We start from the raw sequence: 16,996 nt of genomic DNA on the forward strand, positions 1-16,996 counted from the left end.
ATGCTCCCAGTTCCCAATTAATTTTATATCTGTAATTTACTTTCACTACTTGTTCACAGTCATCTGCTGTTCCTGAACTTTTTTTATTTCTTCCAGAGGCAAGTTCAACATCTTCGAAACTTCTTCTGGAGTTTTTCCACTCATGAGAGCCCCCAGAATCATTCCCTCATGACGGCCTTGCTGTATTCCTTGTTGCATTCCCTGTTGCATTCCTTGCTGTATTCCTCTTTCATAAATCATATCTCCAAATCCTGTCATTTTGCTCGCCTCCTCCTGAAATGGTTCTGACCATTCTATATGTGAATATCTTTGTATTCTCTTTATATCACCAGTAAAAAGCCCTTTCAGATAATCAAATATTCCTTTTTCTTCTGTTTCTTTTCCCAGTCGGATTATAATTACTGTTAAGAGATCATAATCCTCCTCAGGTTCATCTGCTACCCCTATAATATCCTTCTTCGAAAAAGAGTATTCCGTCAATGTATTCTGCAGTTTCTTTGGCACATCCTCCGCACAGATCCATATGGAATAACATTTTTCCAACTTTGAATAATCTGTAGTCTGCGTAATAGTACTTAACTGAGGTCAACTACCCATCACCTAAAGGTATTGGGCTTGTAACTGCCCAGTCGTAGTAACGGCTTACGCCTCCGACCTTTTACCCCAAATAGGCATTGCTGCCTAAAGTGGCGTTACATCATTGGGTGGTTGACAGCACCCTTTGTAGCAGAGTTTACTCTGTTACAACTGTATCAGGTACTTGGCTATCAGCAAGATAGTTTATTCCCATACGATACAGATTCATAGCTCCAATACGGTCATCATTAGACGTATAACCGCAGTTTTTGCAAGTAAACAAATGTATTTTCTTATTACGATTAGACTTTTCAGTATGTCCACAAGCAGGACAGCATTGACTGGTATAACGAGGATCCACCTTTATTACAGAAGATTGATTCTGCTTCGCTTTGTAAATCAGCTTCTGCTCAAGGTCATAAAAGGACCATGATACAGAAACATAGCGGTCTTTTGTTTTGACACGTTCTGTAGCATTGCGAATACCAGTCAAATCTTCTAATACAAAGAGAGTATGCTTTGGATTACCGGTGGCGAGTGCCTTCGATACCTGATGGTTAATATCCTGCATCCAACGGTTTTCTCGCTGACCGATAGCTTTTAGTCTTCGTCTTGAGGATGGTGTATGTCGCATTTGAAGTTCTTTACGAAGCCTGGAATAATTAGCCCGTTTCTGTTTAATAGCTTTACCACTAACAAATCCGGACTTATGTTTGCTGTCATAAGTTGCAACAACAAAGTTAATACCTCTGTCAATACCTACAACATTACAAATATCAGAAATATTACTTTCTTCAACCTCATAAGTAACTGGTATATGCAGATAGTATTTACCACGTTTATTTACAAGTTTGGCAGTACCAAACCTGTAAATAGAATGGTTAAAATACTTAGACATACCCTCAGCAAAATAAGGAAGTTTCACACGACCATTAAGCGTATTGACGGAAAAGCAGTTTTGAGTTAAAGAATAATCTCTGTTCCAAACCAGGTCGTACTGAGGTTTTTTAAAAGATGGTTTTATCCATTCATTCTGATTTTCAAGAATGGACTTATATCTTGCGATAACCGTCTTAAAAACAGACTGCGCCATTTGTGATTTAAGACTAAACTTTTCTCTTAGAGCAGAGTACAAAATTTTATTGAGTGAGAACTGCTTTAGGTCATGTGTGCGGAATACATAATCTGAAACATAATTACAGGCATCACAATAAACAGACATTGTTTTATTAAGCAAAACTTTATCTGTATCAGTTGCAGCTATCTGAACTTTTGCAGTTATAGTTATCTGTTCCATAAAATGTACTCCTCTTATTGATGCTTCACTAATGATAGTGTATACTAATAATTAGTGAATGTCAATAACTGTCAGAGGTGATTTATGGATTATAGATATAATCGTCATAACAGACGAAAATACAGTCTGAAAGTACATATAGTTCTTGTAACCAAATACCGCAAACAACTACTAAAAGGCTCTATTGCTGATGATGTGAAACAAAAGATTCTCGATATAGCTAATACTCGTGGCTACGAAATAATTGCTATGGAAACAGACAAAGACCATATACATTTTTTGTTAAGTTATGATACAACGGATAGAGTATGCGACATTGTTAAAATTGTAAAGCAGGAAACAACATACTACTTATGGCAAAAGTATAATTAGGTCTTATCAAAACAGTATTGGAAGAAAAAAATATTTTGGTCAGATGGTTATTTTGCTTGTAGCATTGGAGAAGTGTCATCAGCAACTATACAAAAATATATTGAGAGTCAGGGATAATAGATAACGATTTACAAGGCTCCTCCCACCGCCTAAAGGACGCCGCTGAAAAACTGTTTTTTCATACTATATACAGTGTCTCAAAGTTGATTGATGTACTTTATTTTGTGCTAATTTATACGCAAAAAGGACTTTTTCAGTGGCCTTCCTAAAGGCAGTGGGTTTCCGCCTATGACAAACGAAAGGATTTATTTATGAAAATCTAAGCCTTACAATTCTTCCATAACATTCTCTTGCAAAATCGCCCTTTCCAATTTATGATATATCTATCTGGAACAATAATAGAGGAAGTAATTACCTGTAAATAGTTACGATAAATCTATACGAGGAGAATGTCTATGAACGTTTTAGTTTACCGCAAATGCAGTACCTGCATGAAAGCTCTGAAATGGCTGGATGAACACAATATCAGTTATGAAGAACGGGCTATTAAAGAAGAAAATCCTACTTACGAAGAACTGAAGAAATGGTACGCAAAAAGTGGTCTTCCACTGAAGAAATTCTTTAATACAGGCGGAATGATCTATAAGGAAATGGGATTAAAAGATAAGTTAAAAGATATGTCTGAAGATGAGCAGCTGAAACTCCTTGCTACAGATGGAATGCTGGTGAAACGGCCTCTGGTAATCGGAGATGACTTTGTACTTACCGGATTCAGGGAGAAAGAATGGAGCGAGGCTATGCACATGTGATGTGCGCATAACCTCTTTTTTATAGCTTTCTTATCAATCTTTGCCACATAAAACAGAACAATCAAAAACTCCAGATATGACTGGGAACTTCTGGTTGCCGAAGGTGCTATTCATGCTGTCCGGCTGAAACAGAAATCCAAAACGAAACGAAAAAAATTGCCCAAGGAAACGATGGTGGCATTTGAATAACGAAGGAGTGAGATACATGGAACAATTATTGATTATTGAAGATGATATCGGTTTGAATCAAGGCTTATGCAAAGCGCTGAAAGCAGATGACCGTCAGATTATATCCTGCCATGATCTAAAAGCGGCAAGAGAACAATTGCTTTGCGGGAGTGTATCCCTGATCCTGCTGGATATCAATCTGCCGGATGGCAGCGGGCTCGAGCTGCTCCGGGAGGTCAAGGAAAACACACCCTATATTCCTGTTATTCTGCTGACTGCCAATGATACCGATCTGGACATCGTAGACGGACTGGAGAGGGGCGCTGATGATTACATTACCAAGCCCTTTTCTCTTTCGGTTTTGCGGGCAAGGGTGAATACCCAACTGCGAAAGCAAGCGTCAAACCATAAAAATGCGCCGTTCCATATGGATCTATTTCACTTTGACTTTGAGTCTATGACCTTTTATGTGGGAGATTCAAAAGTGGAATTGAGTAAAACAGAACAAAAATTACTGCGTCTGCTTGTTGAAAACCGTGGTCGAACCATGACCCGTGGAGACCTTGTCGACCGGATCTGGACAGATGGCGCAGAATATGTGGATGAAAATGCTTTGTCTGTTACGATCAAGCGTCTGAGGGATAAGCTTGGCGCACAGAAATACATTAAAACCATCTACGGAATCGGTTATAGCTGGGTGACAAAAGATGAATAAAACCGGCATTGTGATCATACTGCTATGTTTTCTGGCGGCGATAGCTGCTGTATTATGGGAGCGGAGGAAGATCAGAAAAACGATGGAAGAAATCGAAAGGATGCTGGACGCTGCCATGACCGGCTCCTTTTCTGAAACCAATTTTGATGAAAGCCGGCTATCTGCATTGGAAACGAAGTTTGCGCACTATCTTTCCGCCGCAGAAGCATCTTCTCAAAACATAGCGCAGGAAAAAGACAAAATCAAAACCTTGATTGCGGACATCTCCCACCAGACAAAAACGCCGATTGCAAACCTGCTGTTATACAGCGAGCTTCTGATGGAGGAAACTATGCCTGCATCGGCGAAGGCAAATGTGGAGGCGCTGTACAAACAATCGGAAAAGCTGCGATTTCTGATTGATTCTCTCGTAAAGCTTTCCAGACTGGAAAACGGGATCATTTCACTCTCCCCTCAGCAAGCAGCGCTGCAGCCGCTGCTTGAAAGTGTGGTAGAACAATATACTGCCAAGGCTTCTGAAAAAGGATTGTCTTTGCAAATGCAGGATACAGATGCTTTTGCTGTATTCGACTTCAAATGGACAGCGGAAGCGCTGGCGAATATCGTAGACAACGCCATCAAATATACAGAGCATGGCACAATCAGGATTTCTGCCGTAAGTTACGAAATGTTTGCAAGGATCGATATATCGGATACCGGTTCAGGCATACCGGAAACTGAGCAAGCGAAGATATTTGCTCGCTTTTACCGCTCAAAGGCGGTTCAGGAGCAGGAAGGGGTCGGCATCGGCTTATACCTTGCCCGACAGATCATATCCGGCGAGGGAGGTTATATCAAGATTGCTTCCGTTCCGGGAAAAGGAAGTACGTTTTCCATATTTCTGCCGAAATAACAACAATTCTATCAAAACTGTTAGATTTCATTTTCCGCCGGAAAGAATGTGGAAAGATTCCTATGCGATAATCTGTATGTATCAAAGGATGATTTCCTTTCATACATACAGATTTTTTCATGGAGGTACTCATTTATGGAAGTTTTACAGGCAAAAAACCTGAAAAAGATTTATGGCTCCGGCAATAACGCAGTTCATGCGTTGGATGGAGTTGATTTAAGTGTAAAGAAGGGCGAATTTGTTGCAATTGTCGGCACATCCGGCTCCGGCAAATCCACGCTGCTGCACATGCTGGGCGGGCTGGATCGCCCTACAAGTGGCACGGTCATGGTGGACGGACAGGATATTTTCTCCCTGAAGGAGGAAGCGCTGACCATCTTCCGCCGCAGGAAAATCGGCTTTGTGTTCCAAGCATATAATCTTGTTCCGGTGCTGAATGTGTATGAAAATATTGTTCTACCCATTGAGCTGGACGGTGGCAAGGTCAATAAGGATTTCGTACAGCAAATTGTACAGACACTTGGGCTGGATGATCGTCTGGATGCCCTGCCCAATCAGCTCTCCGGCGGTCAGCAGCAGCGAGTAGCCATTGCCCGTGCGCTGGCGGCAGCACCCGCTATCATTCTGGCAGATGAACCCACCGGCAATCTGGATTCCAAAACCAGCCAGGATGTATTGAGCCTTTTGAAAGTCACCAGTCAAAAGTTCGCCCAGACAATCGTAATGATCACTCACAACGAAGAAATTGCGCAGATGGCAGACCGCATTATCCGTATCGAAGATGGTCGGATCGTCTCCCAGAACTAACGGGAGGTGGCTACGATGAATGTCAAAAACAGAAAATGTATTCGAAAGCTCAGCTTAAAATCTCTTTATGCGAACCGTCGCCGCAATCTGATCGCTATTTTTGCCATTGCGCTGACAACGCTGCTATTTACGTCCATGTTCACCATTGTCTTGTCGTTGAACGCCAGTTATGAAACCTACCAGTTTCGGCAGGTAGGTGGCTATGCACACGGTACCTTTAAGGATGTTTCCCCCGAGCAGGCGGAACGTATCGCTGCCCACCCAAAGGTGAAGGCTGCGGGGGTACGGAAGGTAATCGGTATCACTGCGGAGGGTGTCTTTTCCAAAACCCCTGCAGAGATCAGCTACATGGATGCCAACTGCACTAAATGGAGCTATGCAACCCCTACTACCGGACGGATGCCCGAAAGCGGCAAAGAGGTAGCCATGGATACGGCAGCGTTGCAGCTGCTTGGCGTAACGCCGGAGCTGGGCGCCGAGGTCACGGTTTCCTATTCCATTACGGACAAGGATCAAACCGCCTTTACTGTAACAGATACCTTTACGCTGGTGGGCTATTGGGACTATGATGAACTAATGCCTGTTCATTACATCAACATCAGCCGTGATTACGCAGATGACATCGAAGCGCAGGCAGTGAAAACAGGTTTACAGCCTTTCCGCACCGATTTGAATGTCATGATGGCTTCCAGTACAAACATTCAAGGGCAGATGGAGCAGGTGGATACCGATCTCGGCTACACATGGGACAGCTATACCGATCCCAACAGCGTCCGGATCGGCGTCAACTGGGGATATACCTCATCCCAGCTGGAGTCGCATCTCGATCCGGAACTTGTGATCGCCATAGCAGCTTTTTTGCTGCTGGTGATTTTCACCGGGTATCTTATCATCTATAACATTTTCCAGATCTCTGTTGCGGGGGATATCCGGTTTTACGGGCTTCTGAAAACCATTGGCACAACGCCCCGGCAGCTCAAACGCATCATTCGCCAGCAGGCACTTCTGCTTTGTCTGATCGGCATTCCGGCGGGGCTGCTGTTGGGCTATGGCATTGGCGCTGTTCTGGTGCCTGTTGTCTTGCGCTCCACCCAGTTGGATGCAGGCATCACCACCATCAGCACTTCGCCTGTGATCTTTGTTGGCTCCGTGCTGTTTGCCCTGCTGACGGTGCTTTTGTCCTGCTCCAAGCCCGGGAAAATGGCAGCCAGGGTTTCTCCGGTGGAGGCTACCAAATATACAGATGCGATGCAGACCAAGAAAAAACAGCGCAGCACCCGGGGAGCGAAGCTCCATCAGATGGCCTTTGCCAATCTGGGACGAAACAAAAAAAAGACGGTGCTGGTGGTGGTGTCTCTGGCACTGTCGGTGACGCTGTTCAATGCACTGTGTGCCTTTGTGGGCGGCTTCAGCATGGAGAAGTATGTATCCTTCATGACCTGCGCCGATTTTATCGTCAGCACGCCCGACTATTTCCGTTACAACCCGGCAGATGAATTCATCACGCCGGAACAGATCGAAGAGATCGCAGCAAACACAAAGTCCAGTCTTTCCGGCACGGGATATGCTGTGCGAAAACCCGTATATCTTTGGATGACGGAGGATGCTCTGCGGCAGGACTATGCAAGGTACGAAAGTGCTGAGCAGTTGGACAGCCATATGAGCCGCATGGAGCACCGGGGCGATATGGTGATGGGAGATACCAGAATCGAGGCTCTGGATAACAGCCTGTTTGACAAGCTGCAAGTGTTCGACGGAGATATTTCTCCTATGCTGGAGCCAAACAATAACGCTATTGCCATTGCGGTTTCCTTAGATGACTACGGTAATCTGCCCAATCCTGAATACTACCCCAAGGTGGGAGACACGATCACCGCCACCTATGCGGACGATGTGAAATATATCGACAGCCGCACCGGGGAACTCCGCACCGAAGATACACCGGAGGAGTACTTTCAGGAAAAACTGTATGGAGCCAGAGATGTAGAGTACACGGTCTGCGCCTTGGTAGAGCTTCCGTATTCCATGAGTTATCGTTATGGTGGTATTGGATATGAGACAGTTTTGTCTGTGGATACCGCACAGAGGGACAGCGGCGGTGCGGCCATTCCGATGCTCTACCTGTTCGACACAGCAGACGACGTAGACGAGGCCGAAGCAGAGCAATATCTATCGAAGCTCACTGCCGGTGAGTTTTCACCCTTGATGTATGAAAGCAAGGCCACGGCTCGCTCTGAGTTTGCTCAGTTCCGGCAGATGTTCCTTCTGGTAGGTGGTATCCTCTGTGCTATCATCGGGCTGGTGGGACTCTTAAATTTCTTCAACGCCATGATGACCAGTATTCTTTCCCGCCGCCGTGAATTTGCTGTGCTTCAGGCTGTAGGAATGACGAACCGGCAGCTCAAAACCATGCTGATCTACGAGGGATTGTTTTACGCAATGTCCTCCGTATCGGCGGCCTTTATTCTGTCGCTGGCGGTGGGACCTCTTGCAGGAAAAATGCTGGGCAGTATGTTCTGGTTCTTTGAGTATCAATTCACCATTCTGCCTGTCCTGCTGACAATTCCGGTATTTCTTCTGCTGGGGTGGCTGATTCCTTGCATGATGTATGACAACGCAGCGAAATGCAGCGTTGTAGAGCAATTAAGGGATGCTCAATGATTCTCCGCCTGCGGCGGGTCGCCTCAGCGACATAATTCTATACATCAGCACAAAAAATGGCGGGATTTCCCGCCATTTTTTATATTTGTTCTGTTTCGTATAACTTCTTGATTTTTTCCGCTACCTGTTGCAGTTTTTGAGCACGATGACCGAAGATTCTCAACGCCAGATCTCCGGTTGTGAGACGGGTAACGCCTCCATCTATTTCCGAATCTTCGTCAAGAATCTGCCAGATTTTTTCCTGAAGTTCCAGATTGATTGCTGAATCTGCTGACTTTACAGTTCCGGATTCCTGACTGCAACTTTCACCATCTCTGCTGCAGATCTTAGAAAGAAACAGGTTTGCCATATGTGTGTAACCCTCGTACATTCCGATTCCTTCCATGGGCATTTTGTCCGGTTCGTAGCGGGTGTTGTCGCGATAGATGAGTTTGTCCCCTCTGTACAGCAGGACTTTTGAGGAGAATCTGCGGTACTGAAAACGTTCGTCATGAGCGTTTCGACCACAGGAGATGATCTCCAGCAGGAATAAACGAGAGGTTTCGTCTTCCAGATGGATAGTCATCTTGCTGTCAAAGGCTGACTGTGCAAAAGGAATAACCGGCTGGGGATAGTAGTATAATGTAGCGTTTTTGTCTACCTGTACTTCAATAGTTCGGGCGGCTGAGCCTTCGTCCATTTTGTGGATTTTCTCAAAGGACTGGGACAGAACTTCCAGGTCTGCGCCTTCCTTTACATGATAGGAAAATTCCTGGGAATCACCTGCCATAATTCCGGCGGAAGCACAGAGCGGCATGATCTGGATCCCACCGTTTTCTTTTTCGAAAGGCATCATGATCTTGTATGGTGCTGTAAAAGACAGATCTTCCAGAATAGTCCTTCCGTCTTTTAAGGCTGCGCAGGCGCTGATGCGGGATATTTTTCCGAATTTGTTATCCATAGGCATTTTCCTTTACATTCCTTCTAAGAGTACGTTCTTCTTGATCCACTCTACTACTTTATCTACATTCTCATCTCCTCGGATATTTGTAAACTGGAATGGTCTGTCACCACGCATTTTTTTGGAGTCTCTTTCCATTACTTCGAGACTTGCACCTACATATGGAGCCAGGTCTATCTTATTAATTACAAGAAGATCAGAACGTGTGATTCCAGGACCGCCTTTACGCGGAATCTTATCTCCTTCTGCTACATCAATGACAAAGATTGTTGCATCTACCAGCTCCGGACTGAATGTTGCAGACAGGTTATCTCCGCCGCTTTCGATGAAAAGAAGTTCAATATCAGGGAAGCGTTCCATCATCTCATCTACTGCTTCCAGATTCATGGAAGCGTCTTCACGTATGGCTGTGTGAGGGCATCCACCTGTCTCTACACCAATGATCCTCTCTACAGGAAGAACGCTGTTCTTTGCAAGGAACTGGGCGTCTTCTTTTGTGTAGATATCATTTGTGATGACACCAATGCTGTAATCCTTTGCCATCTTTCTTGACAGTGCTTCAATAAGTGCTGTTTTTCCGGAACCCACAGGTCCGGCAACTCCGATTTTTACGTATGACATAACCGATTTCCTCTTTTCTACTTTACTTGTTGATAGCTTCTTATAATCTGTTTACTGACTTTCCACATATTATTTTTGAAGATTTCATATTATACACATGATTCTGTTTCTATCCACGCTTGAACCTGGAATAACCTAATACCAAATTCAAACTAAGACATATATAGCCTGGAATACAACTTCTCATGCTGGATTCCTCTGATATCAAATCCAGGCGCAGAGAGACATAAGTCCTCCTCGCTTCTGTTCATGACATCCTTTAATATCTCATCAAATTCCCCATAGCATCCGCTCAGAAGCTGCTGCCCGGATGTCTGGCTGAGGGGAATTGTTTTTACGCAGTTGGTGACGATTGCAGATGTCTGGGCATATAGATAATGTGTCAGCGCCTCTTCCAGAGGAATCTGCATTTCTGCACAGAAAACTCCGTAAATACAGCAATGATTTACTGCTTTTCCCTTTCTTGCATCCAGATATTCTCTGAAAATCCCTGTTTCGCTGATGGAAAGTCCAAGCTTTTCAATGGTCTTGGCAAAACGGGAACCCATTTTTCTGGCAGCTTCTCTCTGTTCCATAGGAATTCTGGATGCTTCCAGAAGTTCTTCCAGGTACAGAAGTTCCTGCAGGTCTTTTTTCTCTGCAGCTTCGTATGCAAGTCTGGCTGCCAGAAGTTCTGTATACGCAAGATTCCATTTGATTTTGTGAGTAATATACTCTCTGGCTGTGTCTACATTGTGGACAATTCCACGCTGAATATAAGTCTCAAGTCCCTGGGAGTGAGAATATCCTCCGATAGGGAACAGCGCATCATTTACCTGTAGAAGATAGAACTGTTTTTCTGACATGAAGAACCTCCGTTGTTATTAATGATGATGATTATGAATACTTGCAGAAATTCTCTTGTCAAAGTCCAGCTTCAGCACTTCTTTCTCCGCCTGAACTCCATGGATTTTCTGAAGCATAACAAGCATTGGCTCGTTATAGATCGTGATAAACGTATCATTCTCTCCCCAGAAAAGCGGTGCGTGTCTGTTTCCGATTTCATAGCAGACCTTTGCAGACATTTTCTCATGTCCGGGAGTCAGAGAAACACGGATAACTTCGCATGGCGGTGTATTTACCACTACAATCTTCTCATTATCTGCGTAGATCACATCATCCTGATACAGACCTCTGGCGAGAATGGAATCGTCCATGCGGATTCCCACTTCTGTTCCTTTGTCTGTTATTTTTTTATGTATTTTCTTAAATGCTTCGTGCCATTCAATATCTACATATTCTATTGTTTTTCCTGTAGTATCAAAATCATGAAGCTTTCCCAAAACCTGTTCACACAGCATTATTTTCGACCTCCTGAATCCGATAAAAATTTCTTATCAGATTTATTTTTTACCAAATCTGAAGTAACATCATAACTCCAGGAACCCATGCAGTTACGATTCCTTCAAATACCTGAAGATATGGAACGAATTTTCCCAGTTTCTTTCCGCAGATGTCTTCTACGAAAGCAGTTCCCCAGAGAATTGCCCACAGATACCAGATTGCTGCCCAACGCAGATCCGGTGTGATTCCCAGTGCAGTGCTTCCTGTAAATCCCTCGATTGTACCGAAGATCACCGCATTGATGGCTACAAAAGTAGAAAACCATGCAAATGGGATAGGGCTTGCTTTCAGGAATTTACTCAGGGCTACGAAAAGATAGGTAAAGCAGAACAGCAGTCCTGTTCCTGCTGCATAATAATTGCCCTGCACCAGATTGACAAAGTTAATAAATAAAGAAAGACCACCTGTAAAGATGTTCATGATGGCGGTTGATTTTCCGTCTACATTATATAAAGAACACATACCGTTGTTAATCAATACGATTCCTACGAATAAAAGACAAACTCCTAACATAATATTCTCTCCTCTCCTGCTTCTTCAGTATATTTTTCTGTTTATATTTCGTAAGTGGAAATACTTTTATTCAACACGCATAACAAGATGAATAAATCCTGCTTATTTTCATATAAAAATCAGAATTTTATACTGACAGGACTGCCGTTATATCGTTTGGTAAGTTCTTATAAAAGTTCTCACAAAACTCCATAAATAACAGTCCTGCGAATATCATTTTTATGATCAGATAACCAGAATATAATGGTTCAAAATTGTTTAAAACAGACTGTAAAGCTGTGTCAGCGGAAGTTTCTCTGCCGGTTTGGAAGTGATTTCTTCGCCGTCAACAGTAACCTTATATGTCTCCGGATCCACGGTCAGTTCCGGTGTTCTGTCGTTAAATACCATATCTTTTTTGCTGATATTTCTGCATCCCTTTACAGGTACTACAGTTTTCTCAAGACCGTATTTCTCTTTTACATTCTCATCCATGGCAGCCTGGGATACAAAGGTCAGGCAGGCTTCATTCTTAGCTTTTCCATGAGCTGCAAACATTGGCTGATAGAGAACCGGCTGTGTAGTCGGAATGGATGCATTTGCATCACCCATCTTGGATGCAATGATCATACCGCCTTTGATGATGATATCCGGTTTTGTTCCAAAAAATACCGGATTCCAGAGAACAAGGTCTGCAAATTTACCTTCTTCCACAGAGCCCACATACTGGGAAATACCGTGTGTGATCGCCGGGTTGATGGTATATTTGGAGATATAACGTTTTACACGGAAGTTGTCATTGTCATGTCCTGCATCTTCCGGAAGTGCGCCTCTCTCATCTTTCATCTTGCTTGCTGTCTGCCAGGTACGTGTGATAACCTCACCTACACGTCCCATAGCCTGAGAGTCAGAGCTCATCATACTGAAGATACCCATATCATGAAGAACATCCTCTGCTGCGATTGTCTCAGGACGGATTCGGGAATCTGCAAATGCAACATCTTCCGGAATTCTCTTGTCAAGGTGATGGCATACCATCAGCATATCCAGATGCTCATCCAGAGTGTTTACTGTATATGGCATTGTCGGGTTTGTGGAGGATGGCAGTACATTCGGAGCTGCTGCTGCGCGGATAATATCCGGTGCATGTCCGCCGCCTGCACCCTCTGTATGATAAGTGTGGATGGTTCTGCCGCCGATGGCTGCAAGTGTATCTTCCACACATCCACCTTCATTTAATGTGTCTGTATGGATGGCAACCTGTACATCATATTCATCTGCCACATTCAGACAGTGATTGATAACTGCAGGTGTTGCGCCCCAGTCCTCATGGATCTTAAGTCCCATAGCTCCGGCCTTAACCTGCTCAATAAGAGGAGCTTCGTCTGAGCAGTTACCTTTTCCAAGGAAGCCTAAGTTCATCGGGTATTCCTCGGCTGCCTTTAACATCATTCTCAAATTCCATGGTCCTGGTGTACAGGTAGTTGCGTTTGTACCGTCTGCCGGGCCTGTACCACCTCCGATCATAGTAGTTACACCACTGTATAATGCACAATCGATCTGCTGTGGGCTGATGAAATGAATATGGGTATCAATTCCACCTGCAGTTACGATCATTCCTTCTCCTGCAAGCGCTTCTGTAGATGCGCCGACTGTCATTCCAGGTGTGACGCCATCCATAATGTCAGGGTTTCCGGCTTTACCGATTCCTGCAATCTTGCCGTCTTTGATACCGATATCTGCTTTGATGATTCCAGTGGAATCTACGATCAGTGCATTGGTAATCACGAGATCAAGATCACCATCTTTGCTACAAGTTTTTACAGACTGTCCCATACCGTCACGGATTGTCTTGCCGCCGCCGAACTTTACTTCGTCTCCATAGGTTGTATAATCTTTCTCTACCTCAATCACAAGGCTTGTATCTGCCAGACGTACCTTATCTCCTGTAGTCGGGCCATACATTGCCGCATATTTGCTTCCGGAAATTTTTGTACTCATTGTTGTCCCTCCTTACAGAAATCCTTTTAATTTCGCAGTTTCCATGGATGCTGCTTTTGTATCGTCAGTTGCCTGTGCGCGGGTAAGGTCATTCAGTCCGAATACTCTCTGTCTGCCGCCCATTTCTGTAAGCTGAACCTCCTTTTCTTCACCCGGCTCAAATCTTACAGATGTTCCCGAAGGAATGTCCAGATGATATCCATAGGCTTTTTCCCTGTCAAAAGAAAGGCATTTATTTACTTCAAAGAAGTGAAAATGAGAACCGACCTGAACCGGTCTGTCGCCTTTATTTGCCACTGTTACTGTCACTGTTTTCTTGCCTTCATTAAGTGTGATCTCACGATCTGCGGCCATAATTTCACCGATTTTCATGCTCATTTTCCTCCTTACTGAATTGGATTATGTACTGTCACAAGCTTGGTTCCATCTGGGAATGTTGCTTCTACCTGGACTTCACCGATCATATCAGCAACACCGTCCATTACGTCATCCTTTGTAAGGATCTTGGTTCCAAGCTGCATCAGCTCTACCACTGTTTTACCATCTCTTGCAAGCTCCAGGAGTTCAGAACTGATATACGCAAGTGCCTCCACGTAATTCAGTTTCAGACCTCTTTCCTTTCTCTCTTTTGCAAGATTTCCTGCCATATGAAGCATTAATTTTTCCTGTTCTTTGGGATTCAGCCTCATGATATTCCTCCTCTCGAATTGTGCGGATTATAATATGAAAAAATCTTCGTAGTACGCAAAAAAGAGCAGGCAATGGGATTCTTTCTCAGACCCCATTGTCTGCTCTTTGCACGAAAATTTTTATATAGGGGATTATAACTTGTGTTTCTTTGATGGTCAAGATGTTTTTTGTGAATTTTTTTCGAACATTATTAATAATAGGAATAAAGCGTATCCCATTAAGAAGCAACCAATATCAGATTCTGTAAGTAAACTGAAAATGAAGTGAACAGTAATAATTGTAACAAAATTCATATAAAATGACACAGGATTCCATTGTTTCGCTACATATTTACATGCTACATTTGAATTACATATTTTATGGGCATTTCGCCCGCAAATAGAAGGATTCAAGCCAGAAGGCCGGGAGGTTTTTATAATGATTATTTACGTTGATGCATCCGTGATCCAGACCGGAAACGGAACAAAAGAAAATCCATTCAAAACTGTTCAGGAGGCCGCTGCAAAGGCACTTCCGGGAGATGAAGTCATCGTTGCACCGGGATTATACCGTGAAGCAGTTAATCCGATTCACGCAGGAACGCCAGACAAGCGTATCACCTACCGTTCTGCAATAAAAGGACAGGCACACATTACAGGAAGTGAAGCTGTCAAAGACTGGGAAAATATAGAAGGCACTGTATGGAAAGCAATCATTCCGAACGGAATCTTCGGTGATTATAACCCATTTACTACCCTGGTATCCGGAGATTGGTTTATCGCTACATTTATTGCTCATACAGGAGATGTATATCTGAATGAGAAATCCATGTATGAGGTAACCACTCTGGATAAAGTTAAAAATCCACAGAAAAGTACTATCTCATGGGATCCTGATTTCTCTGTATATACATGGTACGCGGAACAGGATGAAGCCAATAATCAGACAATTATTTATGCAAACTTCCATGAAAAAGATCCTAATAAAGAAAATGTTGAGATCAGTGTAAGAAGAAACTGCTTCTATCCGGGAAGTGAAGGAATCGGATATATCACTCTCTCCGGTTTCCGTATCAGTCAGGCTGCTACTCAGTGGGCCCCTCCTACTGCTTATCAGGAGGGAATGGTCGGTCCTCACTGGTCCAAAGGATGGATCATCGAAGACTGTGAAATCTATGAATCCAAATGCAGCGGTATTTCTCTTGGTAAATATCTGCAGCCGGAAAATGATAACAAATGGTTAAAATGGAAATACAAAGACGGAACTCAGACAGAGCGCGACTGCATCTGTCAGGCTTCCTATGAAGGATGGGATAAGGAGCATATTGGTTCCCATATTGTACGCAGATGTGAGATTCATGACTGCGGCCAGACAGGTATTGTAGGACATCTTGGAGGCGTATTCTCTGTTATTGAAGACAACCATATCCACCACATTAACAACAAGCAGAATCTGGCAGGAGCAGAGATCGGCGGTATCAAAATGCATGCCGCTATCGATGTTATTTTCCGCCGCAACCATATACATAACTGCACCCGTGGTCTGTGGCTTGACTGGCAGGCACAGGGAACCCGCGTTACAGGAAATCTCTTCCATGACAATGCTCTTCCAAATGATTTCGAAGCAGGCGATGACGCCGTCACAAGCGTAGGAGAAGATATCTTCGTTGAGGTTTCCCATGGTCCGACATTGATCGACCACAATATCCTGCTGTCTGACCGTGCACTGAAAATTGCAACCCAAGGCGTTGCCCTTGTACATAACCTGATCTGCGGCGGCTTCGTTTCTGTTGGTATCGGTACAGACAACGGTGCACCTGATATTCCATCTCCGAGATATACTCCATATCACACCAAACACGGAACTCAGGTTGCAGGATTTATGACCATCCTTCATGGAGATGACAGATTCTACAACAACATCTTCGTTCAGAAACCGATCCGTCCTTGTATGCAGGAGCTGGCTGATCTTATGGGCGGCAACGGAAATATGTGGGATGACTGCAATGTACTCACCGGAACCTTCAGATTTAACGGGTATCCAACCTTTGAAGAGTGGAACAGACAGTTTGAAGGTTACTGCGGAATGGGTTCTGAAACAACAGGTAACTGCTATTATGATCACCTTCCTGTATGGGCATCCGGCAATCTCTATTTCAACGGAGCACGTGCATGGGAAAAAGAAACAGATGCAGTCACAGATGCAGAACACACTGTAGATATCTCTGTCGAAAAGAAAGAAGATGGCTGGTATCTGAAGACCAATCTGTATGATATCATCAAAGAAGAAACCGACGGTATCATCTCAACTGAAACACTTGGTATGGCATTCGAACCGGAGCAGAAATACGAAAATCCTGACGGAAGCCCGATTATCTTTAATCAGGATTTCTTTGGAAATCACAGAGATGTGAAAACTGTTGCAGGACCATTTACAGATAAAAAAGCCTCTGAGCAAAAGCTCTTTTAACCTGATATCCATATAGTCAATAGCTTTACCATATATAAACCATACATAAAAACAGCTATGAAGAGTACAGATATTTTTATCTACTGCTCTTGCATAGCTGTTTTCTTATTTTGTTATACTTTTA

The 16,996-nt window shown here is 43.7% G+C and carries 16 protein-coding genes and 1 pseudogene; 7 read left to right on the forward strand and 10 right to left on the reverse strand.

Features of this window, described 5'->3' with window-relative positions; genetic code table 11:
• Window positions 1-45: 45 nt before the first annotated feature.
• Window positions 46-480: a hypothetical protein gene (locus tag WKT11_RS18145; protein WP_173697194.1), complete on the reverse strand. Its 435-nt coding sequence runs from the start codon at window positions 478-480 to the stop codon at window positions 46-48.
• Window positions 481-733: 253 nt separating this feature from the next.
• Window positions 734-1,873 carry an RNA-guided endonuclease TnpB family protein gene (locus WKT11_RS18150; RefSeq protein ID WP_117674901.1) on the reverse strand — a complete coding sequence of 380 codons (1,140 nt, stop codon included), beginning with the start codon at window positions 1,871-1,873 and terminating at the stop codon, window positions 734-736.
• Between the two features lie 84 nt (window positions 1,874-1,957).
• Between WKT11_RS18150 and tnpA the strand changes: the two are divergent.
• The 6 genes and pseudogenes from tnpA (at window position 1,958) to WKT11_RS18180 (ending at window position 8,297) form a co-directional block, all read left to right on the forward strand.
• A pseudogene (tnpA, locus tag WKT11_RS18155) lies at window positions 1,958-2,362 on the forward strand (IS200/IS605 family transposase).
• Window positions 2,363-2,694: 332 nt separating this feature from the next.
• Entirely contained in the window at window positions 2,695-3,054 is a 360-nt protein-coding gene (locus WKT11_RS18160; RefSeq protein ID WP_173745025.1) for an arsenate reductase family protein, read from the forward strand.
• A gap of 205 nt (window positions 3,055-3,259) precedes the next feature.
• Window positions 3,260-3,937 carry a response regulator transcription factor gene (locus tag WKT11_RS18165; protein ID WP_117674903.1) on the forward strand — a complete coding sequence of 226 codons (678 nt, stop codon included), beginning with the start codon at window positions 3,260-3,262 and terminating at the stop codon, window positions 3,935-3,937.
• A gap of 82 nt (window positions 3,938-4,019) precedes the next feature.
• Entirely contained in the window at window positions 4,020-4,829 is an 810-nt protein-coding gene (locus tag WKT11_RS18170; protein WP_243023313.1) for a sensor histidine kinase, read from the forward strand.
• 135 nt (window positions 4,830-4,964) lie between these two features.
• On the forward strand, window positions 4,965-5,636 hold the full coding sequence (locus tag WKT11_RS18175) for an ABC transporter ATP-binding protein (RefSeq protein ID WP_006858253.1): 672 nt from the start codon (window positions 4,965-4,967) through the stop codon (window positions 5,634-5,636).
• Between the two features lie 15 nt (window positions 5,637-5,651).
• The gene (locus tag WKT11_RS18180; RefSeq protein WP_117844350.1) at window positions 5,652-8,297 is read left to right on the forward strand and encodes an ABC transporter permease; all 2,646 of its coding nucleotides are present in this window, start codon (window positions 5,652-5,654) and stop codon (window positions 8,295-8,297) included.
• 79 nt (window positions 8,298-8,376) lie between these two features.
• Here the strand turns inward: WKT11_RS18180 and WKT11_RS18185 are convergent, their stop codons facing one another.
• The 8 genes from WKT11_RS18185 to ureA form a co-directional block, all read right to left on the reverse strand.
• Window positions 8,377-9,237, reverse strand: a complete 861-nt coding sequence (locus WKT11_RS18185) for an urease accessory protein UreD (protein WP_243009869.1) — start codon at window positions 9,235-9,237, stop codon at window positions 8,377-8,379.
• Window positions 9,238-9,249: 12 nt separating this feature from the next.
• A complete protein-coding gene (gene ureG / locus WKT11_RS18190; RefSeq protein ID WP_008705089.1) occupies window positions 9,250-9,858 on the reverse strand; it encodes an urease accessory protein UreG in 609 nt (202 codons plus the stop codon).
• Between the two features lie 152 nt (window positions 9,859-10,010).
• Window positions 10,011-10,703, reverse strand: a complete 693-nt coding sequence (locus tag WKT11_RS18195) for an urease accessory protein UreF (protein WP_008705090.1) — start codon at window positions 10,701-10,703, stop codon at window positions 10,011-10,013.
• A gap of 18 nt (window positions 10,704-10,721) precedes the next feature.
• Complete coding sequence (locus WKT11_RS18200; RefSeq protein WP_118247479.1) at window positions 10,722-11,198, reverse strand: urease accessory protein UreE; 477 nt, start codon at window positions 11,196-11,198, stop codon at window positions 10,722-10,724.
• A 49-nt stretch (window positions 11,199-11,247) separates the two neighbouring features.
• Window positions 11,248-11,754 carry an AmiS/UreI family transporter gene (locus tag WKT11_RS18205; RefSeq protein ID WP_008705095.1) on the reverse strand — a complete coding sequence of 169 codons (507 nt, stop codon included), beginning with the start codon at window positions 11,752-11,754 and terminating at the stop codon, window positions 11,248-11,250.
• Window positions 11,755-12,012: 258 nt separating this feature from the next.
• Entirely contained in the window at window positions 12,013-13,734 is a 1,722-nt protein-coding gene (gene ureB / locus WKT11_RS18210; protein WP_117674910.1) for an urease subunit beta, read from the reverse strand.
• Window positions 13,735-13,746: 12 nt separating this feature from the next.
• Window positions 13,747-14,106 (reverse strand): urease subunit beta, encoded by a 360-nt coding sequence (gene ureB, locus WKT11_RS18215; protein WP_019163039.1) that lies wholly within the window; start codon window positions 14,104-14,106, stop codon window positions 13,747-13,749.
• 14 nt (window positions 14,107-14,120) lie between these two features.
• A complete protein-coding gene (gene ureA / locus WKT11_RS18220) occupies window positions 14,121-14,423 on the reverse strand; it encodes an urease subunit gamma (protein WP_008705098.1) in 303 nt (100 codons plus the stop codon).
• Window positions 14,424-14,841: 418 nt separating this feature from the next.
• Here ureA and WKT11_RS18225 point away from each other — a divergent pair, with 418 nt between their 5' ends.
• Window positions 14,842-16,872 carry a right-handed parallel beta-helix repeat-containing protein gene (locus WKT11_RS18225; RefSeq protein ID WP_118247482.1) on the forward strand — a complete coding sequence of 677 codons (2,031 nt, stop codon included), beginning with the start codon at window positions 14,842-14,844 and terminating at the stop codon, window positions 16,870-16,872.
• Window positions 16,873-16,996 lie beyond the last annotated feature (124 nt).

Source organism: Blautia sp. HCN-1074, assembly GCF_037890165.1.
Lineage (GTDB): Bacteria > Bacillota > Clostridia > Lachnospirales > Lachnospiraceae > Blautia_A.

Excerpts from the sequence above, each read along its gene's own strand:
- WKT11_RS18150 (WP_117674901.1), bottom strand. The coding sequence starts at position 1,873 with ATGGAACAGATAACTATAACTGCAAAAGTTCAGATAGCTGCAACTGAT.
- WKT11_RS18160 (WP_173745025.1), top strand. The coding sequence starts at position 2,695 with ATGTCTATGAACGTTTTAGTTTACCGCAAATGCAGTACCTGCATGAAA.
- WKT11_RS18165 (WP_117674903.1), top strand. The coding sequence starts at position 3,260 with ATGGAACAATTATTGATTATTGAAGATGATATCGGTTTGAATCAAGGC.
- WKT11_RS18170 (WP_243023313.1), top strand. The coding sequence starts at position 4,020 with ATGGAAGAAATCGAAAGGATGCTGGACGCTGCCATGACCGGCTCCTTT.
- WKT11_RS18175 (WP_006858253.1), top strand. The coding sequence starts at position 4,965 with ATGGAAGTTTTACAGGCAAAAAACCTGAAAAAGATTTATGGCTCCGGC.
- WKT11_RS18180 (WP_117844350.1), top strand. The coding sequence starts at position 5,652 with ATGAATGTCAAAAACAGAAAATGTATTCGAAAGCTCAGCTTAAAATCT.
- WKT11_RS18185 (WP_243009869.1), bottom strand. The coding sequence starts at position 9,237 with ATGGATAACAAATTCGGAAAAATATCCCGCATCAGCGCCTGCGCAGCC.
- ureG (WP_008705089.1), bottom strand. The coding sequence starts at position 9,858 with ATGTCATACGTAAAAATCGGAGTTGCCGGACCTGTGGGTTCCGGAAAA.
- WKT11_RS18195 (WP_008705090.1), bottom strand. The coding sequence starts at position 10,703 with ATGTCAGAAAAACAGTTCTATCTTCTACAGGTAAATGATGCGCTGTTC.
- WKT11_RS18200 (WP_118247479.1), bottom strand. The coding sequence starts at position 11,198 with ATGCTGTGTGAACAGGTTTTGGGAAAGCTTCATGATTTTGATACTACA.
- WKT11_RS18205 (WP_008705095.1), bottom strand. The coding sequence starts at position 11,754 with ATGTTAGGAGTTTGTCTTTTATTCGTAGGAATCGTATTGATTAACAAC.
- ureB (WP_117674910.1), bottom strand. The coding sequence starts at position 13,734 with ATGAGTACAAAAATTTCCGGAAGCAAATATGCGGCAATGTATGGCCCG.
- ureB (WP_019163039.1), bottom strand. The coding sequence starts at position 14,106 with ATGAAAATCGGTGAAATTATGGCCGCAGATCGTGAGATCACACTTAAT.
- ureA (WP_008705098.1), bottom strand. The coding sequence starts at position 14,423 with ATGAGGCTGAATCCCAAAGAACAGGAAAAATTAATGCTTCATATGGCA.
- WKT11_RS18225 (WP_118247482.1), top strand. The coding sequence starts at position 14,842 with ATGATTATTTACGTTGATGCATCCGTGATCCAGACCGGAAACGGAACA.